24 protein-coding genes are annotated in these 23,874 nt (G+C 39.7%); 18 read left to right on the forward strand and 6 right to left on the reverse strand.

The window, feature by feature from the left end; translation table 11 throughout:
* A partial coding sequence (locus HRT50_RS11115) for a multidrug effflux MFS transporter (protein WP_291614386.1) occupies nt 1-1,170 on the reverse strand: 1,170 nt, incomplete at its 3' end.
* A 97-nt stretch (nt 1,171-1,267) separates the two neighbouring features.
* On the opposite strand from HRT50_RS11115, the gene HRT50_RS11120 reads away from it, so the two are divergent.
* From HRT50_RS11120 to HRT50_RS11145, 6 genes are all read left to right on the forward strand, one after another.
* Nucleotides 1,268-2,233, forward strand: coding sequence for a LysR substrate-binding domain-containing protein (locus HRT50_RS11120; RefSeq protein WP_291614388.1), 966 nt, complete (start codon nt 1,268-1,270; stop codon nt 2,231-2,233).
* Nucleotides 2,234-2,626: 393 nt separating this feature from the next.
* Nucleotides 2,627-2,815 carry a hypothetical protein gene (locus HRT50_RS11125; protein WP_291614390.1) on the forward strand — a complete coding sequence of 63 codons (189 nt, stop codon included), beginning with the start codon at nt 2,627-2,629 and terminating at the stop codon, nt 2,813-2,815.
* Between the two features lie 328 nt (nt 2,816-3,143).
* Nucleotides 3,144-3,620: a hypothetical protein gene (locus HRT50_RS11130; RefSeq protein ID WP_291614392.1), complete on the forward strand. Its 477-nt coding sequence runs from the start codon at nt 3,144-3,146 to the stop codon at nt 3,618-3,620.
* Between the two features lie 532 nt (nt 3,621-4,152).
* Nucleotides 4,153-5,838 carry a DUF342 domain-containing protein gene (locus HRT50_RS11135; protein WP_291614393.1) on the forward strand — a complete coding sequence of 562 codons (1,686 nt, stop codon included), beginning with the start codon at nt 4,153-4,155 and terminating at the stop codon, nt 5,836-5,838.
* Nucleotides 5,839-6,010: 172 nt separating this feature from the next.
* On the forward strand, nt 6,011-6,871 hold the full coding sequence (locus HRT50_RS11140) for a DUF417 family protein (RefSeq protein WP_291614395.1): 861 nt from the start codon (nt 6,011-6,013) through the stop codon (nt 6,869-6,871).
* Nucleotides 6,861-7,556, forward strand: coding sequence for an MOSC domain-containing protein (locus HRT50_RS11145; RefSeq protein ID WP_291614397.1), 696 nt, complete (start codon nt 6,861-6,863; stop codon nt 7,554-7,556). Before HRT50_RS11140 ends, HRT50_RS11145 begins: the two co-directional genes overlap by 11 nt.
* Before the next feature lie 426 nt (nt 7,557-7,982).
* Here HRT50_RS11145 and HRT50_RS11150 read toward each other — a convergent pair whose 3' ends face one another.
* The 3 genes from HRT50_RS11150 to HRT50_RS11160 all read right to left on the reverse strand — a co-directional run bounded on the left by HRT50_RS11150 (nt 7,983) and on the right by HRT50_RS11160 (nt 10,299).
* Nucleotides 7,983-8,180: a hypothetical protein gene (locus HRT50_RS11150; protein ID WP_291614398.1), complete on the reverse strand. Its 198-nt coding sequence runs from the start codon at nt 8,178-8,180 to the stop codon at nt 7,983-7,985.
* A 126-nt stretch (nt 8,181-8,306) separates the two neighbouring features.
* Nucleotides 8,307-8,849 carry a DUF6436 domain-containing protein gene (locus tag HRT50_RS11155; RefSeq protein ID WP_291614400.1) on the reverse strand — a complete coding sequence of 181 codons (543 nt, stop codon included), beginning with the start codon at nt 8,847-8,849 and terminating at the stop codon, nt 8,307-8,309.
* A complete protein-coding gene (locus HRT50_RS11160; RefSeq protein WP_291614402.1) occupies nt 8,833-10,299 on the reverse strand; it encodes a methyl-accepting chemotaxis protein in 1,467 nt (488 codons plus the stop codon). The genes HRT50_RS11155 and HRT50_RS11160 overlap by 17 nt, the downstream gene beginning before the upstream one ends.
* 223 nt (nt 10,300-10,522) lie before the next feature.
* Between HRT50_RS11160 and HRT50_RS11165 the strand changes: the two genes are divergently transcribed.
* Nucleotides 10,523-11,278 carry a sulfite exporter TauE/SafE family protein gene (locus tag HRT50_RS11165; protein WP_291614404.1) on the forward strand — a complete coding sequence of 252 codons (756 nt, stop codon included), beginning with the start codon at nt 10,523-10,525 and terminating at the stop codon, nt 11,276-11,278.
* Nucleotides 11,279-11,540: 262 nt separating this feature from the next.
* On the forward strand, nt 11,541-12,680 hold the full coding sequence (locus HRT50_RS11170) for a serine hydrolase (protein WP_291614406.1): 1,140 nt from the start codon (nt 11,541-11,543) through the stop codon (nt 12,678-12,680).
* Between the two features lie 92 nt (nt 12,681-12,772).
* On the opposite strand, the gene HRT50_RS11175 is transcribed toward HRT50_RS11170, so the two are convergent.
* Together HRT50_RS11175 and HRT50_RS11180 are read right to left on the reverse strand one after the other, a co-directional pair.
* Nucleotides 12,773-13,240, reverse strand: a complete 468-nt coding sequence (locus HRT50_RS11175) for a GNAT family N-acetyltransferase (protein WP_291614408.1) — start codon at nt 13,238-13,240, stop codon at nt 12,773-12,775.
* 154 nt (nt 13,241-13,394) lie between these two features.
* On the reverse strand, nt 13,395-14,384 hold the full coding sequence (locus tag HRT50_RS11180; protein WP_291614410.1) for an efflux RND transporter permease subunit: 990 nt from the start codon (nt 14,382-14,384) through the stop codon (nt 13,395-13,397).
* Nucleotides 14,385-14,538: 154 nt separating this feature from the next.
* Between HRT50_RS11180 and HRT50_RS11185 the strand changes: the two genes are divergently transcribed.
* The 10 genes from HRT50_RS11185 to HRT50_RS11230 all read left to right on the forward strand — a co-directional run bounded on the left by HRT50_RS11185 (nt 14,539) and on the right by HRT50_RS11230 (nt 23,796).
* Nucleotides 14,539-15,033 carry a hypothetical protein gene (locus HRT50_RS11185; protein WP_291614412.1) on the forward strand — a complete coding sequence of 165 codons (495 nt, stop codon included), beginning with the start codon at nt 14,539-14,541 and terminating at the stop codon, nt 15,031-15,033.
* A gap of 173 nt (nt 15,034-15,206) precedes the next feature.
* Nucleotides 15,207-17,069: a monovalent cation:proton antiporter-2 (CPA2) family protein gene (locus tag HRT50_RS11190; RefSeq protein WP_291614414.1), complete on the forward strand. Its 1,863-nt coding sequence runs from the start codon at nt 15,207-15,209 to the stop codon at nt 17,067-17,069.
* Nucleotides 17,070-17,093: 24 nt separating this feature from the next.
* The gene (locus HRT50_RS11195; protein WP_291614417.1) at nt 17,094-17,462 is read left to right on the forward strand and encodes a VOC family protein; all 369 of its coding nucleotides are present in this window, start codon (nt 17,094-17,096) and stop codon (nt 17,460-17,462) included.
* Nucleotides 17,463-17,507: 45 nt separating this feature from the next.
* Entirely contained in the window at nt 17,508-17,921 is a 414-nt protein-coding gene (locus HRT50_RS11200) for a GNAT family N-acetyltransferase (RefSeq protein WP_291614418.1), read from the forward strand.
* Nucleotides 17,922-18,111: 190 nt separating this feature from the next.
* Nucleotides 18,112-18,501, forward strand: coding sequence for a BlaI/MecI/CopY family transcriptional regulator (locus HRT50_RS11205; RefSeq protein WP_291614420.1), 390 nt, complete (start codon nt 18,112-18,114; stop codon nt 18,499-18,501).
* Nucleotides 18,502-18,503: 2 nt separating this feature from the next.
* Nucleotides 18,504-19,964 (forward strand): M23/M56 family metallopeptidase, encoded by a 1,461-nt coding sequence (locus HRT50_RS11210; protein ID WP_291614422.1) that lies wholly within the window; start codon nt 18,504-18,506, stop codon nt 19,962-19,964.
* Nucleotides 19,961-20,656, forward strand: a complete 696-nt coding sequence (locus HRT50_RS11215) for an alpha/beta hydrolase (RefSeq protein WP_291614424.1) — start codon at nt 19,961-19,963, stop codon at nt 20,654-20,656. The genes HRT50_RS11210 and HRT50_RS11215 overlap by 4 nt, the downstream gene beginning before the upstream one ends.
* 85 nt (nt 20,657-20,741) lie before the next feature.
* The gene (locus tag HRT50_RS11220; RefSeq protein ID WP_291614425.1) at nt 20,742-21,410 is read left to right on the forward strand and encodes an alpha/beta hydrolase; all 669 of its coding nucleotides are present in this window, start codon (nt 20,742-20,744) and stop codon (nt 21,408-21,410) included.
* A gap of 165 nt (nt 21,411-21,575) precedes the next feature.
* A complete protein-coding gene (gene blaOXA, locus HRT50_RS11225) occupies nt 21,576-22,364 on the forward strand; it encodes a class D beta-lactamase (protein ID WP_291614429.1) in 789 nt (262 codons plus the stop codon).
* 97 nt (nt 22,365-22,461) lie between these two features.
* A complete protein-coding gene (locus HRT50_RS11230; protein WP_291614427.1) occupies nt 22,462-23,796 on the forward strand; it encodes a LysM peptidoglycan-binding domain-containing protein in 1,335 nt (444 codons plus the stop codon).
* Nucleotides 23,797-23,874 lie beyond the last annotated feature (78 nt).

A 23,874-nucleotide genomic window follows, 5' to 3' on the forward strand; every position in this document is an offset into this window, starting at 1 on the left:
CAAGCGAGAGAGCGACATAGCTAGCAACAACACACTCGCACCGCCACCAATCATTAAGGCACTAGCATAAGGTGCACTTAAATCTGTTTGTTGTATTAAGGCAGTCAATAGGGCAGCGCCACCCATTTGAATACAGCCCAAAATTGCGGTTGCAGTACCAGCTCGTTGGCCAAAGCCACTTAAAGCCATACTTGTTGCCGGACCTAATAGTAAAGCAAAACCAATACATAATAATATCATGGGTAACATAAAATATAGCGCAGCAGTTAAAGAACTTTCAACGGGAAGTTGTTGCAAAATTAGTTGCAAAACAGCTGAAGCTATCATCAACCATAAAGCGCATAAAACAGTTGGTCGGTTACCTAACTTTTTAATCACCTTGGGTGCAATAAAACAGGCGGCAATATTAATTAAGGCATTAAAACCAAATAAATAACTAAAACTGAGTTCCGCAATGCCTAAATGTTTAATCACCCAGCCAGGTGAATAAGAAACATAAGTTAATATTGATGCCATGGCGACCATACAACACACCGCATAAAATACAAAGTGACTGTTTGTCAACATAGGTTGATAAGATGCCCAGCGATACAAGGCTTTAGTTGTCACAGTTGTTTTAGGACGTGTTTCAGGCAATTTCAGCACGACAATAATCAACACTACAATCGCATACAGCATCATAAATATGAATGTTGAACGCCAGCCAAATTGCAATGCCAATAGTCCGCCTAATGTCGGCGCTAGTGCAGGAATTACACAAATCAGACCATTTAAATAGCTATAATAATAGGCACTTTCTTTAGCAGGAAAAGTATCTCGAACAGCACTAAAAACCACTATGGAAGTTGCACACGCGGCTAGACCTTGAATAATTCTTGCTATCAGTAAATGTTGAAAGTCAGTGACATTAGCGGCAAGTAAGCTGCTTAATATATATAAAATAATGCCAAATATAGCGATGGGTTTTCGCCCGAACCGATCCGCTAATGGGCCAACTAGAATTTGGCCTACACCCATCGCCAGCATAAACAATACTAGAGTGGATTGAATTTCGGTATTCGAAACACCAAACTCATCAGCCATAACGGGCATTGAGGGTAAATAAATGTCGATGGCAAGTGGCGACAAGACCACCATAATCATTAAAATGGGAAGTAAGCTTAATCTCATTATCTGCTCCTTACGGCAAAGAGGCACAGTGTAAAGTAAGTATGATATGAACAGAAATGGTATATTGTCAGGAGTGAATTTCCCTACAGGAATATCTATGAATATTGAGAGCCTTACACGTATAGACTTAAATCTTTTAGTTATCTTACAAGTATTATTGGAAGAGCAAAGCGTTACTAGAGCCGCACACCGTTTAAATGTCAGTCAATCAGCGTTGAGTAAAAGCCTGACTCGGTTAAGAAATAGTTTGCATGACCCACTTTTTAGTCGAACAGCATATGGTTTGAAACCTACTGCCCACGCACTACAAATAAAGCAACAATTACCCAATTTACTACAAAATATATATCAACTTACCCAAGCGCCAAGTTTTGAACCCGAAACGAGCACGCGGCGTTTTTCAATTAGTATGCTAGAAAGTGCCTATGCGGCTTTGCTTCCTAGTTACATTGGTTCAGTGTTACAACAGGCGCCGAATATACGTGTGGATACGTTAAGCTGGTCCAAAAACTCTATACAAGAATTACAACAAGGTAACATCGATTTTGGTATTACAGCGCTAGATCTCTCTGATAAAGAGGCTTTAATCCTTGATAAGTTAGCCGATGATATTGAGCACTCACAACTGCTGATTGACCGACAAGTTTGCTTAGTAAATGAGAAACATGCGGTATTATCAGAAGTTGAAAAAAACGCGTGGAATATGGAAAGCTATTTAACCCATAATCACCTGCAAGTAAGGTGTGAAGGTAAGGAATGGTGGAAGTTAGACTACTTCTTAGCATCACAAAACAAACAGCGGAATATCATTTGTACATTGCCGGATTTTTATGGCGCGGTAAGTGTTTGCGCACACAGTGAGCTTATTTTTACCGTACCCTCAAGCTTTGTTAGTCATGCTCAAAAGCTCTATCCTTTAAAAGAAGTCCCTTTACCATTTAGCTTTTCTCAGATGGCCTATGTTTTATTGTGGCATCAGAGGAATAATGAAGAGCCTGGCCATAAATGGCTACGAGATATGATATGCAGCAGTATTCACAAACATAATTCAGACTCTACTTAACTATCAATAGCTCCTATTCTGTTTGTAGTGGTACCAAACAGAATTAAAAAATCGGCTTATTACTTTAAGTAGTCGCTTTTTTATATTTTCTTGCCGTGATTAAGGTCACTGAATATCTAAACAGCCTAGAATACACAGTGCACATATTGCGGCGAAAATTTTAAGCCCTATGTGCAGCTGGTCTCGAACTTCATAAATATCACCTTGAAAATATAGATAAAACTAAAGTCAGTTGTATTCTAAATGTAATGATACTAAGTAGGGATATTTTATCGGCTAGAAATGTTTTACAATCCTAAAGCTTTACTTACAGCCACTCGATGTTTCAGCAGCTAAGTTTGAGTAAGCGAACTTTTCTGAATTACCAGCAACCTAGTGCAAGTTAGGAAGTCCATGCAACCATTTTTCCCTTGGTGGAAAATGACAGGCAATAAAGAAATAACTATGCAAAATAATTTTATTAGCGGTATTACTCAGTGTTTATTTTCTCGTTCTTTTCTTCGAACAAAATCACGCTATGCTCTAATAAATTTGATCGCTACCAATAGTGTTGCAAATACCGTCGACAACTTAAAAGCGTAGGGGTATACCGTAGTCGTCTCTAGTTCATTGGGTAGCTTGCAAAGTATTATGTGACACAATGGCGTATTTCTAGGTGCAGCAGCTATTGCCGTAGATATCATAAATGAGCGAGTAAGCAAGCAGTGAATTTTCGACTTTATCGGAGCGAAGCAATTATCTAAATTGAACCCAAGCTTTATAGCATCGGTGAATTAGCTGACATTAATGAGCTCATTATCCCTTTAAAAGCACTAGCTGAGACAATAATAACTGGTGCAGTGGTTATTGCCTTAGGTATCATAGAGGAATAAGCAAGTAATGAACTTTCGACTTTATCGGAGTATACCAATTGTCTAAATTGACCCCCAAACTTCATAGCTTCAGTGACTTAGATGACATTAATAAGCTAATCATGCCTTTAAAAGCACTAGCCGATAGAGAGCGTGCTGCTATTTATGGTTTGACGGGCATGGTTTATACCCCACATATTGATGACTTTATGCAAGCCAGTATAAAGAAAGCGGCAATATTGGCTTGTTTAAAAACCCAAGGGCTAATGGCGTTAACCGAGGTCGAGTTAATTAGTACCGTATTAGATGGTTTATATAAGCGAGCAAGAAACAATGTGGTTGTTGAGTATGAAGGAAAGTCTTATCAACGCCGATTCTCGCCGCTAAAATTAAGCAAGTCAGGTAAAATAGTTCGAACATGGGCAAGATATTGGCTGTTACAATTACCCAACGAAAGGGCTGACCCCAATTGGGAATCTCAGGTTAGGGAGCTTTGGCCATCTTATTTTTTAATTGGCCATGTTGATTTATTGTAAGGTATGTTTGTCTCAATGAGGTTTAAGGTTTTCTGGTAAGCATTTATAAATACCAACCCTTATAAAAAAATAACACCGGCTGTTACACCGGTGTTTTTTATCGAATAGTTAAGTCAAACAACAGGCAAGGGTTTTCTTCATCAGTCCAAGGGCAGCCATCACTGACGCAAATATTATAATAAGCATCACACTTAACGTTGAAAGTGAATCGCTTGGTAGCACTTTCATGTAAGACACTATTAATGTAAAAACTTAATACCTCACCATTTTCATCATCAACACATCAACTAGTAAAAAGTACTAATACTTCATTATTTTCCCCTCACAGTCGATTTAAGATTACCGAGTGCTAAGGCCTAGCTAACGCCACTGTTGAAAAACATTCACCAGTCAGCTTTTTCTTTAAAAGGTATTTTATCCAATGGCATAGTTCATCATTGCTAAATGATGGCCTACTACTATAGTTACTAAGAATAAATAGAGTAAAGCAGTAAAAATAACAACTTAGCGACTAGGAACCAAGGAAGGAAAAATGTGCGATATAACACTCTCAGTTACCGGCAATAAAGACTTAGTAATGACAATTATGCCCGAGTTTGGGGTAGCAACTAACTTAACAGCCTTACACACTGCTTTCGACGTTTCCGAATTTGCCAAATATGCCCTTATCGAAGAAGCCATTGAGCAGTTATTTGCTGAGATGAGCAACAACACTTTAGATCATAAGCTTAGATTTAAAAAAATAATTGCCTGTGCTCTAGATGCAAAACTAAGTGTTTTAATTAGCCCTGATAACATGTCTGCGATACTCAAATTAACAGCGGCTCAAGGCGGTAGCCCGATATGTTATAGCGACGTGGTGCAATGTTTTAAAAGTAGTGGCATTGTCAAAGGTGTTAGTAAAGAAAAAGTGCAGCGCCTGATAAATAAAGGTTTGCTCACGTCAGCAGGTGATGCAACGTCAATGGAGGTTGCCCTAGGCGGAAGCTGTCAACCAGGTGTTGATGGCTTTATAGAATACTTAGTTGAAGACCCTATCAATAAGGTTTTATGTCCAAAAGAAGGTGCCAATGGCAAAGTAGATATGCGAGAACTAGGGGGGGTGGTTTATGTCGCCAAAGGCACTAAGTTAGCTAGGTTAATACGGCCAACAGCTGGGGTAGATGGCTTTACCGTCACCGGAAAGATTATAAAAGCAAAGGCGGGTAAAGAAGGGTTTATCGAAGAAGCGGAAGGCTCATATTTTATTGATAAAGAGAAAACTACCTTAGTAGCTAATAAGAGTGGCATGCCTAAACACCTGGACAAAAGCGTTGCTGTTAACAATTTACTCGAAATTGAAAACATTGATGTTAGTACCGGTAATATTCGCTTTGATGGCGCTATTTTTGTAAAAGGAGATGTTTGTGAAAAGATGCAGCTCTTTGCTACGGGAGATATCATCATTGGCGGTTGTGTTGAATCTGCTCAGGTTAAATCCAAGGGTGATATATGTATCAATCAAGGGATTATTGGTCATCAAACCGTAGGTGATAATGGTGAGCCCGAAAATAGTACCACTATTCATGCCAAAGGCGGTATAAGTGCCCAATTTGTCCAATATACCGACATGGTCTCACAAGGTAAGATTTCTATTGTCCAGTACATATCTCATTGCCAAATAATTGTTGAGGCCGAACTTTGGGTTGGCGATAGAAGCAAAACTATTGCTGATGGAAAATTATTTGGCTCCTATATTCAAGCAGGAGGATCTGTTTTTGTCGGGACTTTAGGCTCTCCTTGTGGCGATACCACAAGTATTGATTTAAATTACTGGAGTGAGAAATTAACTGAATTGAGGCATAACACTCAAGAAAAAGTTGAGCTCATACTTACCAGAAGTGGCAAAATTAGTGAGTTAATCAAAAAACTTACCAATGAAAATAGTAAAGATGAGGCGTTATTACTACGACTAGATAACTCTTTAAAACAACATTTCGCGCTATTATTGCAGTTCAATACCAATATAATGCGCAATGAAATTAAAGCTGCCACTCACCTAGATGAATTAAGCATATCAGCATATCAAGGCATTCTCACAGGCGTTGATATTACCATTGCCGATAGTAGTCATTGTCTGAAGCGAGATCATGATGCCACTAGCGTTTACTGGCGCAACAAAAAAATAGCGCTAGAGCCCATAGTCACCCATGCCGTAGAGCTAGAAGAGCGGCACTAAAACAAAGCAGAAAATTCTTTAATAGATTATCGCGATAAAATGAAAACTCAATTCAATCACGCTAACTACATGCCAACGCTTGCTTACACTCGCTAGCTTATTTATTAAGCGCGAAATAAAATGTCGTTAATCAGGTCTTATGGGCACTTATCAACTTTCCCCGTGGAACCCTATGAAGCCGCTACACATGACCACTGCTTTACTCTTACTTGCTATTTCTACCGCACTATTAGGTTTCAGTATCTTGCTATTGGGTCCTCATAAACATATTGCTTTAACCACTGACTTTTATCTTATTAGCGATTTGTTACCAGCAAAAATATTTAACCTGTTCGCAGCACTGATTTTTATTGCCAATGCAGTTTTGGCTTTTTTATCGATAAAACAAAGCAACTTGCGGCCTATTTTAGGATACCTACTGATTGCAACAAGCCTAGTGCCTTTAGGCTCGCTACTGAGTGAGTCTATGTGGATAGCTTCCATGGGCGGCTTTCCAGTTATCGGCTCTGGTCAAGGTGTCATCAAATACTTTGCTTTATTAGCCATAGGAATACTCCTTATCAAGCGTACACTTTCTCCTTTGCTATCCGCCTGGGTTAGCATTATTCCAGTACTGCTGGTTTTGTTGTGGATTGGTGGTATGAAGTTCACCTTATTCGAAGCACAAGGTATAGAAGCTTTAGTAAAAAGCTCGCCGTTTATGGGCTGGCTGTATAATTTCTTCACCATACAAACAACGTCAAATATTATCGGCGTCTATGATTTAATTGCTGTGGTATTGTTAATTTTGGCGATATATTATCAAAAATTAATTTACCCAGCAGTGTTGATGTCAGGCATGGTATTTGTGGTAACTCAGAGCTTTTTAGTGACTTTTTCGGCTTCATTATCAAGTGAAACATTACTTTCAACTACCGGGCATTTTCTTATTAAAGATCTGTGGTTTTTGGTATGCTTGTGCTTTTATTATTCAGCTTTAAAACCATTAGCACCAATTACGGCATTAGCCAAAGGAATGACGGATGAAACGTAAACACTACCTAGCTAATATTTACTGCGGAAAAGTAGCACAAAAATACGGTATTGAAACCGCCATCGACAAGCAGCCAGCTAGTACTAGTCTGTATTTATCTGTTGAAGGTTTAGCGGGTGATGAATGCGCCGATAAACATTATCATGGTGGCCTTGATCGCGCGTTACATCAATATCCGCTAGAGCACTATGCATATTGGCAGGAAAAATATGCTAACCGTGCTGTTGATAAAGCTAATTGGCAAGCTCCCGGCATGGGAGAAAACCTTAGCTCAATCGGGATGACCGAAGACACTGTCTGTGTAGGTGACCGATATCAGTGGGGCGAAGCCATTATCGAGGTTAGTCAGCCGCGCTCACCTTGTTTTAAACTTAATAAACGTTGGGATATAGAAACTTTTTCGGTCGATATGCAGGAGATTAGCCATTGTGGTTGGTTATATCGCGTTATTCGGCCAGGCATGGTGAATGTCGATGAACCACTGGAATTAATTGCCCGAGTTGCTAATGCCATGACTATAAGGGAAGTATGTAAGGCGTTTTTTGGCGAGCCACTCAATGAAGACGGTTTATTACAATTAAGACAGCAAAGTACACTATCTGGCAGTTGGCTGGATAAAGTGTTGCAGCGTTTAGCTACCAACAAAGTAGAGAGCTGGAGTTTTAGGTTATTAGGGCATAGCTAAATTAAAAAATAGCCATAGCCTCGAAATTAAGCTCTTAATTAGCTAGGGTATATTTATTAAAAATTTCTTTATAACGACCGTCCTGCTTCATTAATGCTATTTGTTTAACAAAGTCATCTCTAGCTTTGCTTGAATGAAACAAACAACCGTTTGGATTTGTGCCGAATAAAGCAAAGCGATCCACTTCTATATCACCATCACCATCACCATCAATTTCAATTTCATTTTCTTTGGTCGTGAGTTTCTAGATAAAAAGGATTGCTAGCAGCCATTAAGTCATAAGTGCTGCCCAGTTGTTTTCGTGCCCCTTGCCATGACAATAAACTGTACTGACTCAATGCACTGATATGAGTAAAATTATAATTTCTTTTCTTAAGGCTAAATGCGTAATTTTTATAGGCATAAACAATACCTGAAAAGTGACCTTTAAGATCTGATATGTTTTTGATTAATATCGCAAACAACAGTAACTAATTCAGTTTGATATAATTTTACTCGCCGAGCAAAGGGGTAGTAAACCTTCTCTATTTCATAACCTAAGGGCTCCATTGCCTCACTAATAAGTTCTATCAAAATACCATCGTTGGTTTCAGCTATGACCCAGGGAGCAAGTTTATAGCTCATAGTTTGATCGTAGTTATAGTTGCCTTTTTTTCAAGTGAGAAACAGCCACTCATTCACATAATAACGAATAGATTAAATAACTAGGCTAGTGTCCTGAAGTAGTAAAAATCCATCGCTATAGAATAGTTAAACTCGACAATAGCAGCCCTTTGCTTCTTTAATTATGATGTTGGCTTTATAGCCTTTAATAAAGTTATTTAACATGGTCTGTGCATAGCCGGAAGTTTGCGAACAAGCTAAGCCTTGCCCATACGGACCAAAATAAATAACCTCGCCGAGAAGGTCAATAATAGCGACTGATGGCGTCGCGGGAATAAAATTGTGTTCATTAATAACAACCTCGATGATAGAGAAATCATTAGCCGTCGCTATTTTATTGATATCCTCAATATGCGCGGCACTGTATTGCTGACAATCACAATTTGGCGTAGAAAAATGTAGCACTGTCTTACTTTTGCCTAGTAGCACAGACTCTACATAGGGTTTTAAGGCAGTGGCAAGCTGTGGGTGGTCAATGCCCGCCAACTTACTTTCCAAATCAAAGCTTACTAGTTTCTCGCTTACCAAGTAAACAAAGGCAGCGACAGTAAAACTCAACCAAACAATGACGATAACCAGATGTAGCTTAGTTAGTTGCGGCTTAGTTAGATGATTACTTGAAACGAGCAATATTACTTTCCATTTCACTGGCAGTTTGGCTGACCTTAATTGATTCTTGCCCGAGCATTGCCACTTTTTCAATATCAAGCTGAACGGTACTTCGTAAACTCTCAGCGCTTTTGGCAATATCATCCGTTGTTGTTGCTTGTTGTTCAACGGCCGCAGCAACATTGATCGAAATAGCGCTAGCTTGCTCAACCAAACTAGAGGCTTGGGTTATTTGCTCTTGAGCTTTATCGGCACTTTCAATAACAGAACGAACAATCTCTATACTGCTGGTCATTGAGTTGGTTGCTAACTTAGAATAATTTTGTAGCAAAGATAAGGTAGCACCAATTTTATCGGTACTTTCTTTGGTGCGATTAGCTAAGGCCCGTACTTCATCAGCGACCACAGCAAAACCTCGACCTTGCTCTCCTGCTCTTGCTGCTTCAATGGCAGCATTTAACGCTAACAAGTTAGTTTGATCGGCAATACTGGTAATTTCAGTTAATACATTTGAAATAGCCTCGGTAGAGTTAGCAAGCTCAGAGACTTGATTATTAGTATCTTCTAAGGCCGAGGTTAGACTACTGTTTTGCTCGTTGATTTTAAAGATTTCTTCATGGGTCGCTTGGGTGTAATTATTTGCTTCCTGCATTTGATCACTTAATTGACTGGTTTCTTCGGCAATTGAGGCAACGGTTACGGCCATTTCTTCAGCGGATGTAGCAATAACATCTGTTTCCTGCTGACGTTGTGATGAAGAACTTTCTAAGTCTTCCTTAGTCTTCATCAAATTATTAGAGTTAGTATTAAGTTCAATGACTTGCTCTTTTACGCCACTAACAACATGATGGAGCAAAGCTAATAATTCGTTAAATGAAAGTAAGGTACTATTCTTGCCCGCCGCTGTTGTTATGCTCAAGTCTATGGCATTTACATCCGATGCTATTTCCGTTGCTACCCTCGATAGCTCTTCTCCGGCCTTACTTTCTTCAGCCATACTTTTTGCCATATATCCGGCAACAAAAGCTTCAACGATAGCGTAAACAGCATGAATTATTACTGTGGTAAATAGCAGCCTATCTTGATCAAATATGAATACGCCAACATCATTGATTTGTAGAAAATAAAAGGAAATGTGGTGTACGGCGATAACCAAAAGTGCGGTAATAAATACTCGCCAATCTTGGTAAATAATTAACACCGCCATCAAGATGAATATTTCAAAATGAACCTCAATTAAACCGTTTGCTTGATGGATATGAAGCGCAGCAAATATCATGGTGCCGAGTGCTGACACATGTCTGGTGATTAGCGATTGCGGTGCAGTACGATTAAAATATAGCGGCACCAGCATTGCCGGTAGGCCGATAACAAAAGCAGATAGGTATGAATCAAAAAGTACCGCTAACAATAAACTTTCAGCAAATAATGCACTAAAAATATAGGTAAATAATTGATTGGTTTTATTCATGATTTCTCAACTATTATTGACGTTGTTTAAAGTAGTTAAATTATAGTTGAGAATTTAAGGGTTAGATTATTAGCAATAAGCGGTTTTGCTTACTATAAAAAGGCTTCGCGAATAAAGAACAGTTCATTGTCGGCGATTAAACGAATATTGTTCATAAAAACTAATTATATAGAGGTGTTTGTTGGGTTAGCATCTGTAACCCAACTTTTTTGTATGCATGTAGATGATCGACAGCCTCAGTACTTTTTTAACGGCCATTACCCTTAACGACCTTAGCTTGTTCTTTTTAACCACCTTCACCTCAACCATTGCTGGAGTGTTTGGCCTAGGTGGCGGTTTAATTTTAGCGATTACACTGCCGTGGTTTGTGCCAGTCAATGCGGTAGTACCCATTCACGGTACCACTCAGCTAGCCAGCAATGTTTCGCGCTTAATTATGTCCTATCAACACGTGGTGTGGTCACTGGTTCCTAAATTTGTCATCGGTTCGCTGGCGGGAGTTGCCTTATTTTCATTAGTACTGACTAATCTATCAAGCCAGTATATCCCGGTGATTATAGCGAGCTATTTGTTATTGAGTTTGTGGGTCAAGTCGGTTGATAGATTGCTCAGTAAGATTGAAAACTTCTATTTGGTGGGCATGTTGCAAACGGGATTAGGCCTGGTGGTTGGCGCGCCGGGTCCTTTAACGGTAACCCTGCTGATGAAGAAACTTAGCCATCGAGAACAAATTATAGCGACAGCATCGTTATTAATGGTCTTGGTGAATTTTGCCAAAGTCGCCACTTATGCGACCTTAGGCTTTCTCTTTTGGGATTACTTAAGCCCTATCATTTTTGCCATTTCGGGAGCCTTTTTCGGCTCGTATATCGGTACTAAATTGCGCGGTAAAGTTGACCCCTTACGTTTTTTACACTTGTTAAAGTGGCTATTAACTCTGCTGGCCTTACAGACCTTGATTCGCTTTAGTTTTTTCTAATCCAGGTGCGAGTATAGCCGTAATTAAGTTCAGATGGATGATAATTATAGCTCTACTCTATTTCCATGACGCATGGTATCGCATCAAACTTAACCCTTGTATCTGCTGATAAAACCGCTGACATTGTTAAAATTGCGGACGAGGTAAAGCCCTTTGAAAGGTTTTGTTACTATATGAAATGGATAGTAGCGACTGTTAAATTGCAGTTTTTTCCTTTAAGCATTAGGATAGTTTTCATCACTTTTTATTAGAAGGATCTTTCATGCGTATTGTTGCAACGTTAGCTGCTTTATCTCTATATGCCATCACGTTACCTCTACTTGCCAAACCGAGTAATGAACTGTTTGTCGAAAAAATAGAAACTTTTTTTGCCAATAAGTTTGCGCCTAATGCCCCTGGTTGTTCGGTAGGTGTTATACAAGACAATCAATTGATCTTTGCCAAAGGTTATGGTTTGGCGAACTTAGAGCATGACATCCCACTTTCGGCCGATTCCGTTTTTAGAATGGCTTCTGTTTCTAAACAATTTACTGCAACCGCAGTATTGTTATTAGCCGATGAAGGTTTAATCGATCTGCAGGAAGATATTCGCAGCTACTTACCTGAATTAGCGGACTATGGCTCAAAAGTAACAGTGAATGCCATGTTAGGGCACTTTGCCGGTATGGGTGATTACGATATGGTCGGTGATTCATACGAGGGTAAGGCAAAAGGTCAACATAAAAGTTTGAAGTCTGCCGCAGGTGGCGAATTCCGCCTAGGCAATGAAGACTATCTTTCAATTGATGAGTTTTACCAAGTCGTTAAAAAGTTACCTTTAAAACGTAAACCCGATACAAAAATGGAATACAGCAATTTTGCCTATTTCCTTTTATCTATGTTGGTCGAAGAGAAGAGCGGCATGACATTAAGAGAGTATTCTGCAAAGAATATTTTCAAACCTCTAGGCATGCAGCACACCTTTTTTAGTGATGACGCCAATGAAATTGTTAAGAACAGAGCTTCAGGTTACGCACCTTTAAAAGAAGGTGGTTATGAGACTAATATGACTAATCTATTTTGGGTCGGTGATGGCGGTTTACATACCAGTATCACTGAGTTACTGTTTTGGGATCAACAATTCTACACACCAAAACTCGGTAAGAACCCGCAAGAGTTCCTTAAAAAAATGCTGACCCCTAATAGTAAATATGAACTAGGAGGGAAGTTGTATGCCAATGGTCAATTTGTTAAACACATGGATAAAGTTACTAAGTATTCTCACTCGGGTGGCTGGTTAGGCACCTCAACGTATTACGCGAGAATACCGGAAGAAAAGCTGTCAGTGGCTGTGCTGTGTAATGATGTTAGCCAAAGCCCTGGTAAATATAGTAATCAAATATTGGATAGTTACTTTAACTAGTCCGATTGTTATTAATCATTTTTTACGATTGTTTTATTAAAAAGGCCAGTGTCAATGCTGGCCTTTTCTCAAATAACATAACTTTGTATGGATTAAATTTCTTTAATCATATGCAAGATTTCTGCTTCAAAACCTAGATTTTTGTAAAAGCCCTGGGCTTTATCGTTATGGGCAAAGACTTCTAGGTGTAATAAACGATACCCTTGTTTTTTAGCCCATTGTTCTGCCGCTGTTATTAATGCTTTTCCAACGCCCAAACCTTGTGCTTTTGGGCATACACCAAGTAATGGCACAGTTCCACATGCTTCACCTGAGACATCATCTTTATGTGCACGAGTATGAATAAAACCAAGCGCTACTTTGTTTTTCTCGGCAATAAAGGTCGCTTGCAGTGGCGAGGAATTAGCGAATACTTCAGCAAAATAATCATCGTGCATCTTCTGCACCGCCTTATCGCTATGCCATGGTAAACCGGCTACTTCAGCTAAACGTGGCGATAGCCCAAAAATGAACTCGCGATCAGTGTCGTTAGCAGGGCGAATAGTTAAATCGTTGTCCATGTTATTCCTTTAGTCGTTACTAATTAACCTGAGCTCAGGTTACTTAGGGCTAAATCTCACCCCTTGTTAATATCTTCACACTCTATATACGATAATTTTTTATTCCAAATATTATGTATCGCATATAAAGTGCCTTTTCAACAATATACCTTGCTTACCAACTGGCCCAAGCAATGCGCGACCATAAGCCAAATAAACTGACATAACCCGTGGTATAGCTAACGAGTTCACCTTGGTCAATCACCATGACTAAAGGTGTTACTTGCACACCCAATGATCGTGCTATGTCATTGTTATCGTCATTGATGACTTTAAATTGATATTCTTCAGTTGCCATATAAGTTGTTAGTGTCTCATTATCACCCGATTGCATGGCAATGCTGTAAACCGGATAATACTGTGACAGAGTATCGACCGAAGGACTCACTACCGAGCAAACCGGACACCAGGTGCCCCAAAAATACACTAAAATAGGCTGCTCAAAGCTTAACGCTTTTAAATCAATAGCCTCATTATTAATCGTCAGCCCTTGTAGCTCTGGCAGCGCTTGTCGATCAATATCTTTAGTTCGCCATGTATCTACGGCAAAACTCATGATAAGAAAAATAACGCCAAAAATAGCGATTTGTTTTAACCAAGATTTCATTTGTTTTTTCTCCGCTAAGGATATTTCATTACACTTACTTTCACGTAAGGTATTTTTACTTAATTTATTGTTAGGTAGGTTTTTTTTACTGCGTCGCGCTTTCATTTTATGAATTAGGGCAAAGTAGCCAGGGACAAAGAAACTGCCAATCAGTAATACACTTAACAAGCCGCCAAGTAAGGTTACCCCTAGTGTTTTCAAACCGACTGCGCCACTGGCAAAAACTAACGGTAAAATACCGAGAATAAATGACCATGAGGTCATATTTACCACCCTAAAACGGGCACTACCACCTTGCACTGCTGCGTCTTCAATGGAGGCATTATCATTATTCAATTTGTTCTGGGAAAACTCAATAATTAATATGGCATTCTTGGCGGCTAAGGCTATCAGTAAAACTAATCCTACTTGCGCATATACACTCAAAGACAAACCACTAATAAGACTATAGCGGTAGGCATAACAAAAATAACCGCTAATGGCAAATCCAACTTTCATAATGAGCGACCAATAATAAGTAGATGAATAACAAGGCTAGTGAAAAGGCGTAAATCGCCGTATTTCCGGCCACTTGCTCTTGATAAGAGGTAGCTATAGCCAGCGGGCATCAGTGCCTTTGCTGGTCTATTTACTTTTATCTCAGGCTCTCCTTTTGTTTATATGGAATATTTTGGCGCCACGCCACGCCACGCCAGAGCAGTTTAGTTGGCTAGTGGCGTTAAATGCGGTAGCCATGATCAGTATGAACTTGCTGAATGCCCGCTTATTAAAAAATGTCGATGCCACTAAAAAGCTGGTTATTGCTGGTGGACTGCTGGCTGTGGTCGGTGTTTACTTAGGCGTGGTGGGTTTTTTACAGTTATCATTAGCTTATGTTGTCGTAGGTGTTATCGCCTATATCGGACTACTAGGTTTGACCGCGGCTAATGCCATTTCAGCCGCCTTAGCTAGTGTGCAAGGCAGCACTGGCGTACTTTCTGGAGTAAATGGCGTGTTGCAGTTTGGCTTAGGTGCGCTAGCCAGTGCCGTGGTGAGCATTAGCGTGAGTGTTGATGCCACTACTATGAATTACACCATGGCATTATGTTCATTGGTAACGCTGTTTTTGTCTCTGTCTTGTATTTCAACAAACGCATTAAGGCAGTAGCAGTATTATCATAAATACCGTAGATGAAAGAGAGCAAGCCTAGCAAAAATACTCCAAAGGATACTTTTAATGGATTGTTTAATTAGATTTATGTGGATTGGTATTATGTTATTGATGCAGTAAAGTAAGTGGTAATAACCTTCTGTAATTGTTTTATTTTTTTGGAGAACTAAATGCTAGAACTTGCTGTTGTCTATTTAGCTGCTGCGATCATAGCGGTACCTGTCGCTAAGCGTTTGGGATTAGGCTCTGTACTTGGCTATTTGTTGGCTGGTATTCTGATCGGGCCATTTTTATTAGGCTTGGTTGGTGATCAAACCGATGTTATGCACTTTGCCGAGTTTGGCGTGGTGATGATGTTGTTCTTGGTGGGCTTAGAACTACAACCATCAAGACTTTGGAAACTCAGGCACTCAATTCTAGGTTTAGGTGGCCTGCAGGTTACGCTGACTACCTTACTTATCTTTGTCATCTGCAAAGAGGTACTTGCATTACAGTGGCAAACTTCTATGGCGATAGGTTTAATGCTCGCGTTATCTTCAACGGCAATTGTGCTGCAAAGCCTGAGTGAAAAGGGCTGGACAAAACAAGAGGCGGGGCAAAACGCATTTTCGGTACTACTCTTTCAAGACATTGCCGTGATCCCTATTTTGGCACTATTACCCTTATTAGCTTTTAGCGACACCATGGCTACTGTGTCAGATCACGGTAACTTAATTGCCCATTATCCAGTTTATTTTCAAGTCGCTGTTTCAATTGCTGTGATTGCAGCCATCATTCTTGCGGGAAAATATGTTTCTGCGCCCTTATTTAGGTATATCGCTGAAACACGCTTGCGAGAAGTTTTTACTTTGTTTGCTTTGTTCTTAGTGATATCGATAGCGGTAATAATGCAAAAAATTGGTTTGTCGCCAGCACTTGGCACCTTTTTAGCTGGCGTTGTATTGGCTGAAAGTGATTTTAGACACGAATTAGAAGTAGACATAGAACCATTCAAAGGTTTGTTGCTGGGTTTATTTTTTATTGCCGTTGGCGCTTCTATTGATTTTCCATTGTTATTCGAACAGTTTTCAACAGTGGTGCTATTAGTCGTTGGTCTAATCGTGATTAAAGCCATTGTTTTATATTTACTCGCGGTATTTTTTAAAATGGAGGGCAGGCAAAAGTTGCTATTTACCTTAGCTTTAGCGCAAGGCGGAGAATTTGCTTTTGTCTTGCTCTCGTTAACCTCATCGCTGCATATACTTGATCCAGAGCAAACCAAGTTAACCACGTTAGTCGTGGCTATTTCTATGTTGATGGCGCCGTTATTACTGATGATTTATGACAAAATGTTGAGTAATACCAATAGCACCCAAGCTGAGTTTGATAAACCAGAAAATATAGAAGCAACCAGTAGTGTGATTATTGCCGGTTATGGACGTTTTGGCCAAATTATTGGTCGGTTATTAAGCGCGCAAGGCTATCATTTATCTATTCTTGACCATAGCCCTAGCCAAATTGAAATGGTAAAACGTTTTGTTACCACAGTACATTATGGCGATGCGGCGCGCAAAGACTTGCTTGATGCCTCCGGCGCTGAAGAAGCTAAATTATTGGTGATAGCCATTGATGACGCCGATAAAATTTTAGAAATAGCGGCGATGGCCAAAAAGCATTATCCCAATCTAGCCATCGTTGCCCGAGCCATAGACCGCGGACATGCTTATGAATTAATGAAGTTAGGGGTAACGTCTTTCAAGCGTGAAACCTTTGATTCAGCATTAAACTTAGGTGTTGAAGCGTTAACCTTGCTAGGTAATAGCCAAGAAACGTCCGAGCGTGCGGGAAAGTTATTTGCCGAGCATGATGAAGAGTCGATGCAACTGTTAGTTGATTTATGGGGTGATGATCATACTTATGGCATTGCAGTAAAACAACGAATGGAAGTGTTAAAACAAGTGTTAACCAATGACTTGAAAGAGCAAGATAAAATCAATACCTGTCACGAAGGTAACTGTGACGAAGACACTAAAACTAATAAGGTTAATTTATGAAACAAATAACTCGGGTAAATCATCTTGGTATACGGGTACATAGTTTGGCAATATCACGCGATTTTTACGAACAACTGGATTTTTGAGTTTCTCGTTGGCCCGGTAGGTCCTGAGCCTGTAGCAATTATGGAACATGCCAGCGGCGTAAATATTAACTTTATCTTAAATGCCGCAGCGCCCACAGACAGCAATGTATTGATGGATGAGCCGGTGAAAAAAGCTGGTTATACTCATGTTGCTTTGGAAGTTAATGATATGGATGCCGTGGTAGTCCAGCTGAATGAATTGGCTATCGATATTATTGAAGGACCAGTAGTTTTTCCAACGGGCTCATCGGTTTTTATTCGCGAGCCCGATCGTAATGTTATTGAATTTCACCAACCGAAAAACTAACGCATTGACTGTGGTATTAGCGCTAACAGGTAATATGGAGTATTTATGAAAATAGAAGTTATAGAAAAACCAGAACAAGAATTTCTCGATTATCTTGATAAAAAAATTGCTGATTTCAATTGGGCTAATTGGGAAGTAAGTGAACGACTGCCATTAGCCGTACAATTAAAAAATGAGCAAGGAGAGGTTATTGCAGGTGCAGCCGCTCGTACCTTTGGTGATTGGTTGTTAATAAATACCTTGTGGGTTTCAGAAGATTTACGTGGCCAAGATATCGGTAGTAAAATTTTAAAAGAAATTGAAGCAGCAGGTAAAAATCGAGGCTGCAGCATGTGCTTATTAGATACACTTAATTTTCAAGCTATGCCATTTTACCAAAAATATGGTTATGAAACTCAATGGGTTCAGCAGGGCTACCCTAAAACCGGTTGCAAATATTTTATGGTTAAAAAATTATAGTGAGACGATAACTTTTAGCGACAGTCAATGCGGTGATTTAGCTATTTATATCTTTCGTGCAATAACGGCTGCTCTTGCTTCATCATATCTTGTCCAGTTCACCATAAAAAGTAACTATCTGATATTTTTTCTTGCATGGGTGCGACACTCGTCGCACTATGTGTGGGTAATCCAATTATCAAGATATAAAATGCAGCCAACCGCACCCGAACTAGAAATCTTAAAACAGTTATGGCATTCGCAGCCAAAAACAGCCCGAGAACTTCATGATGAAGTCGAAAAAATACTCGGTTGGAGTTACTCTTCTACCCGTAAAACCTTAGAACGAATGGGTGACAAAGGTTTAGTTTCGATGGAGTTTTCAGGCAATAAAAAAATATATTTCGCTCAAGTAGACAAGGTCAAAACACTCGCGGCATTCGCTCAGGATTTTGCCAAACGAGTCTTTGAAATAGACGGCCCTTTGCCGATTGCCATGTTTACCGATAGCAGATTAATTGATGATAGCGAAATTGCTGATCTTGAAAAGTTACTACATGATTTAGAGCAAGACTCATCAAAAGAGCAGCAAGGTAAATAGTCATGGCTGAGCAATGGTTTACAGGTGGCTTCTTATTTCAACTCGCCACTTTTATCGCTTGGAGCGGTGTTTTATCTGGCTTAGCGTTAGCTACTAGCAAAGTTTTCCCCAAAATAATTAACTGGTCTAGATTTTGGCAAGCTTGGCTTGTTATCGCCTTGGTGCCATTATTGCCGGCGTTATTCTCTCAAACAAACGCCATTATTCCGGAGCAATTAAAAACAGCTTTTGGTGACTCACAACAAAGTTTAGTGCTGCACTCAAACTCAGTGGTTAGTCAAATGAAGAGCAGCGGCGAGCTGCAAGTCTTTATATTTTTAGTCATCTTGATGTTAGTGCTTGGTGTTTGTTTGTCATTATTACGTTTTGTACTTGGCTTATGGAAAGTTAGGCAATTTATTCAACAAGCGACCCTGGTAACAGATTTAAAAGCTTTTAGTCCAGCCCAGCGAAAGACAATAACGGCTAAGAGCATAAAAATATTGGTGACCGATCAAACTGTATCGCCTTTTGTTTTTGGCTTTTTCCGAGTCAATATGTTGCTACCAAAGTCTGTTTTTACAATGCCTGCAGCGCAACAATGTTTATTAATTGACCATGAATTAATGCATATAAAAAGGCAGGATCCTAAGGCGGTTATTTTATTCCGCTTATGTGCTTGTTTGTTTTGGTTCAATCCCTTTATCAGCTTTATGGAAAAGCGTTTTTTACAATGCATGGAATTGAATTGTGATAGTGCGGTCATCTCAGCCGACCCTAAAGTTAAGCTTAGTTATGCTCGCGCCTTAATAGCGAGTTTAAAGTTGCATCAAAGCCCCTTTGATAGTGGTTTAACTACGTATTTCTCCGGTCCTAGTTTTAATAAACAAGACTTTGAAAATAGAATTAAGTTAGCCATGTCTAGTCAGTCAAACAATACGTTTGGCTGGTGTGCTCGTTTGACGTTAGTGTTGATGTCTTGTTCTATTGGCTTTTTTGCCATGGCGGCTAAACCCTTTTTCTCACTAGATAACTTTAATCAGCTTAATACTGACGGCATCTTACCGGTGTTAAATGGTCGAATTTCTTCTGGTTATGATGATATTAGTGATTTTCGCGGTAAGAGACCCCATCAAGGCATTGATATCGCCGCGCCAATTGGTACCGAGGTGGTTGCCAGTTTCTCTGGTTGGGTAATCATTGCTGATGATGTCACTTTGCACCAAAATTATGGCAAGGTAATACTTATTGAGCACCAAGGGAAAAACCAAAGTTTATATGCTCATTTGAATAGCTTTTCGGTCGAGTCAGGCCAGTATATTTCAGCAGGAGATAAAATAGGTACCGTTGGCGCGACAGGGCGAGTGACTGGGCCACATTTACATTTTGAAGTGCTTGAAAACGGTAAACATGCCGATCCTAAGCGTTTTTTAAATTTATCCGAGCTATCAAGCTCAGCAAGCAAAGTAGGAGTTGTAAGATGAAGTCTGTATTTTCTCTCTTAGCTTACAGCTTGGCAGCGATTTTTACCGGCTACCTTGTTATCGGAACAAAGTGCATAGCTGGTGCATTGTATACTAGTTTCCCTGAAAAAATTTACCCCGGTGAGAAGTATGTTTTCTATTCCCATGGCTTAATTGTTGAGGGTGATAACTTGATGCCGGTAGACAAGCGTTGGGGTGTTTATGATTTTATTGCGGTAAGAAAGGCGTTAGCCGATCCGCACTATAATCTTATTGCCTATCATCGGCCGGATAAAACTGTAGCTGATGAGTTTGCCGAAAAGCTGGCTGCTGATGTAAGAAAACTGATTGTCGCCGGGGTAAAGCCGGAAAATATTACCTTGTTAGGCTTTTCTCGAGGTGGAGAAATTACCTTACTTGCCTCGGATAAGCTCAGGTTAGATAAAATTAATACTATATTGCTAGCTGTGTGTGGCGGCTTTGTTAAAGAACATCAAGAATACCAAGCCTATGGCAAGCTCTACTCCATTTATGAAATCTCAGACTTTGCCGGCTCTTGTCAGTTTTTAACCGACAGAAATAACAAAACCCATTCCTTTCAAGAAACCGCCATTAGTACAGGTAAAGAGCATGGCGCTTTCTACCAACCTTTGCCGCAGTGGCTAAAACAAGTGAAAACTTGGGTCAAACAAGTAAAGGCTATGCCGGACTAATATTTCAGTACGGCTCGCTAAAACTCACAACACTACCAATAAAAATAACCATTAATTACTCTCAAAGAAGGGACTAGGAATCATCATGCTTAAAATATTAAAAATAGCCATATTCACCAGTTTACTTTGCTCATTAGCACCAGTGACTAATGCCTATGCGGCTGCGATATTTGAGCGCTTGCCAACAGAAATACATGCTAATGAAAAATATGTATTTTACTCACATGGCCTTATTGTTGAGGGTAGCAATCCGACACCAACAAACCCACGCTGGGGCTTATATGACTTTCCTAAAGTAAAAGCTGCCCTAGCGAGTGATAAATACAACTTAATAGCCTATCACCGAGCAAAAAACACCAAACCTAGGGCGTTTGCGCGCAAGTTAGCCGCTGATGTTAACTTACTTATTAAACATGGCGTAAAGCCGAAGAATATTAGCTTAGTGGGCTTTTCTCGGGGTGGCGCCATTACCATATTGACATCAAGTTATATCCAATCAAGTGACATTAATATCATCTTACTGGCAACTTGTAATACTTTTATGAAAGGCCATGTTGAATTTATCGTGATTGGAAATTTTCATTCAATTTACGAAACCTCAGATGGTAATGGTTCTTGTCAATTTTTAATGGAACAAAGCGAGCAGGTAAACACCATGGAAGAAATTTCCATCAGTACTGGAGAGGAACATGGTGCTTTTTATCGACCCATGGCTGAATGGGTAGTTCCGGTTAAAGATTGGTTAGAAGATTAGCTAGCAGTAACAGGTGATTACTTTGTTACATATTAATATTTCACTCGAGATTTACCATTCAGTACTATGGCGGTTCGTACTTTTTATCCTAAATAAAACTAAGTGATTTATTAACGCTTTATGAAAAAATCATCAATATTGCAATCCGTTGTCATCACTGCCGTTATGCTAATCGCGAGCTTAGTCATAAGTTCCACTAATCGAGCAGAAGCAGTAGAAATTGAGGGTGCAGCATGGGGTAAATATTTTAAAAAACACCATGCCAAGGGCACCATTGTTGTACTTGATAAACGTGCTAGTCAAGAGAAAACCTGGGTATATGATCAAGCTAGAGCACAGCAACGCTATTCGCCAGCGTCTACTTATAAGATCCCCCATACGCTTTTTGCCCTTGATGCAGGGCTGGTCAAAGATGAGTTTCAAGTATTTCCTTGGGATGGCGTAAAAAGAGGTTATTCACCCCATAATCAAGATCAAAATTTACGTTCGGCTATGCGCAATTCGGCAATATGGGTTTACGATATTTTTGCAGAGCAGTTAGGTGAGAAAAAATCTGGCAACTACTTGAAGAAAATAGCCTATGGTAATGCTGACCCAAGTACCGCTCAGGGGAGTTATTGGATAGATGGTAAGTTAGCTATTTCAGCGTTTGAACAAATTGAATTGCTGCAACGCCTTTATAAAAATGAACTGCCTTTTGCAGTGGAACACCAGTTGTTGGTGAAAGATATCATGGTGGTTGAGGCGACAAGAACCTGGATACTACGCGCTAAAACCGGCTGGCAAGGTCGTCATGGCTGGTGGGTAGGCTGGGTTGAATGGCCAAGCGGGCCAGTATTCTTTGCCTTAAATATCGACACACCAGATGGAATGAAAGATCTTTATAAAAGACAAGCGATAGTGCGAGACATACTCATGTCGATAGAGGCCTTGCCAAGTAAAAATAGCCAATAATAATTAGTATTGGTTGTGAATAAAATAAGAAAATAAAGTCTCTGGTACAATAGCCTTAAAGCATGTGCCATTTGTTGTAGTTGAGTTACGAATAAAAATGAAAAAAATAATCATATTTACCGTTTTATTAGGCTTAACCGCTTGCCAGCAAGCACCGAAAGTTATTACGGAACCATTAACTAAAAACCAAGAACAATCCTCACAGCTGACATTGATTGCAGAACAACAAGTCGAGTCAGCCAAGATTACGCCAGTGGCCAAATTACCACATGAACATGATGATGTTTGGCAACGAATTCGTAGCCAACTAAGTATTGAGGTACCAGATAACAAAGAGGTGGATAAGTGGCGTAAATACTATTTAAGTCACCCTAATTTTATGGTGACTATTTCTAAGCGTGCCGAGCCTTTTTTATATTATATTGTTGAAGAAATTGAAAAGCGCAATATGCCGGTTGAATTGGCGCTGTTGCCCATAGTAGAAAGCTCTTACTTGCCATATGGCATATCACATAAAAGTGCTGCTGGGTTGTGGCAGTTTATGCCTATTTCGGCTGAGCGTTTTAATATCGAACAAAACTGGTGGTATGACGGCCGACGAGATATTGTCGAGTCTACCCGTGGCGCCCTTGATTATTTTCAGTTTTTTCATCGCACCTTGGATGAAGATTGGCTTAATGCCATAGCTGCTTTCAATTCAGGTGAAGGCCGTGTTGGTCGTGCAATGGCAAAGAATAAAAAAGCAAACCTACCGAGTGATTTTTGGTCACTTTACTTACCGACAGAAACCAGCAATTTTGTTCCTAAATTACTCGCTATTGCCGATATTTTAAAACGTGCTGATGAGCTTAATTATGCTTTTACTCCCATTAAAAATAGCCCTGCAGTGGCAGTTATTGAAGTAGAGGGACAGCTTGATATTAGTTTGGCGGCACATTGGGCTAACATTGACAGTAATGATGTTTTTAAGCTTAACCCCGGCTTAAATCGCTGGGCAACCGCGCCTGATAGTAGTTATCAGATATTGCTACCAATCGCTTCTGCCGATTCTTTTCGGAAAAAATTGGCGACAACCAATAAAAAAGACTGGTTACGCTGGCATAGTTATACGGTGACATCAGGTGATAGCTTAGGCAAAATTAGTCTTCAATATGGCATCGATGTTAGCGCGATAAAAAAACACAATCGCTTAAATTCAGATATCATTGGTATCGGTCAAAAGCTAATTTTGCCATTTAACCATAGTGATATGGATCCCTTAGGGCTGGCTAAATTTAGCCGTAATAAGATTACTCATACCGTTAAAAGTGGTGATAATTTATGGGATATCAGTCGCAAATATAAGGTAAGTGTGCGAGATATAGTGCGTTGGAACAAATTATCAAGCAATAGTTTGTTACAGCCAAAGCAACAGTTGGCAATATTGTTATAAGAAAATTAATGAAATAGTAAAGTTCATCTTATTTTATTAATAAAAATAGCAGTTTTACTCCACAGCTCCTAAGAAATA

This window comes from Colwellia sp., assembly GCF_013215345.1.
Classification (GTDB): Bacteria; Pseudomonadota; Gammaproteobacteria; order Enterobacterales; family Alteromonadaceae; genus Colwellia.

Coding starts and splice junctions, on each gene's coding strand:
- HRT50_RS11120 (WP_291614388.1), top strand. CDS start 1,268: ATGAATATTGAGAGCCTTACACGTATAGACTTAAATCTTTTAGTTATC.
- HRT50_RS11125 (WP_291614390.1), top strand. CDS start 2,627: ATGCAACCATTTTTCCCTTGGTGGAAAATGACAGGCAATAAAGAAATA.
- HRT50_RS11135 (WP_291614393.1), top strand. CDS start 4,153: ATGTGCGATATAACACTCTCAGTTACCGGCAATAAAGACTTAGTAATG.
- HRT50_RS11140 (WP_291614395.1), top strand. CDS start 6,011: ATGAAGCCGCTACACATGACCACTGCTTTACTCTTACTTGCTATTTCT.
- HRT50_RS11145 (WP_291614397.1), top strand. CDS start 6,861: ATGAAACGTAAACACTACCTAGCTAATATTTACTGCGGAAAAGTAGCA.
- HRT50_RS11150 (WP_291614398.1), bottom strand. CDS start 8,180: ATGAGCTATAAACTTGCTCCCTGGGTCATAGCTGAAACCAACGATGGT.
- HRT50_RS11160 (WP_291614402.1), bottom strand. CDS start 10,299: ATGAATAAAACCAATCAATTATTTACCTATATTTTTAGTGCATTATTT.
- HRT50_RS11165 (WP_291614404.1), top strand. CDS start 10,523: ATGATCGACAGCCTCAGTACTTTTTTAACGGCCATTACCCTTAACGAC.
- HRT50_RS11170 (WP_291614406.1), top strand. CDS start 11,541: ATGCGTATTGTTGCAACGTTAGCTGCTTTATCTCTATATGCCATCACG.
- HRT50_RS11175 (WP_291614408.1), bottom strand. CDS start 13,240: ATGGACAACGATTTAACTATTCGCCCTGCTAACGACACTGATCGCGAG.
- HRT50_RS11180 (WP_291614410.1), bottom strand. CDS start 14,384: ATGAAAGTTGGATTTGCCATTAGCGGTTATTTTTGTTATGCCTACCGC.
- HRT50_RS11190 (WP_291614414.1), top strand. CDS start 15,207: ATGCTAGAACTTGCTGTTGTCTATTTAGCTGCTGCGATCATAGCGGTA.
- HRT50_RS11200 (WP_291614418.1), top strand. CDS start 17,508: ATGAAAATAGAAGTTATAGAAAAACCAGAACAAGAATTTCTCGATTAT.
- HRT50_RS11205 (WP_291614420.1), top strand. CDS start 18,112: ATGCAGCCAACCGCACCCGAACTAGAAATCTTAAAACAGTTATGGCAT.
- HRT50_RS11210 (WP_291614422.1), top strand. CDS start 18,504: ATGGCTGAGCAATGGTTTACAGGTGGCTTCTTATTTCAACTCGCCACT.
- HRT50_RS11215 (WP_291614424.1), top strand. CDS start 19,961: ATGAAGTCTGTATTTTCTCTCTTAGCTTACAGCTTGGCAGCGATTTTT.
- HRT50_RS11220 (WP_291614425.1), top strand. CDS start 20,742: ATGCTTAAAATATTAAAAATAGCCATATTCACCAGTTTACTTTGCTCA.
- blaOXA (WP_291614429.1), top strand. CDS start 21,576: ATGCTAATCGCGAGCTTAGTCATAAGTTCCACTAATCGAGCAGAAGCA.
- HRT50_RS11230 (WP_291614427.1), top strand. CDS start 22,462: ATGAAAAAAATAATCATATTTACCGTTTTATTAGGCTTAACCGCTTGC.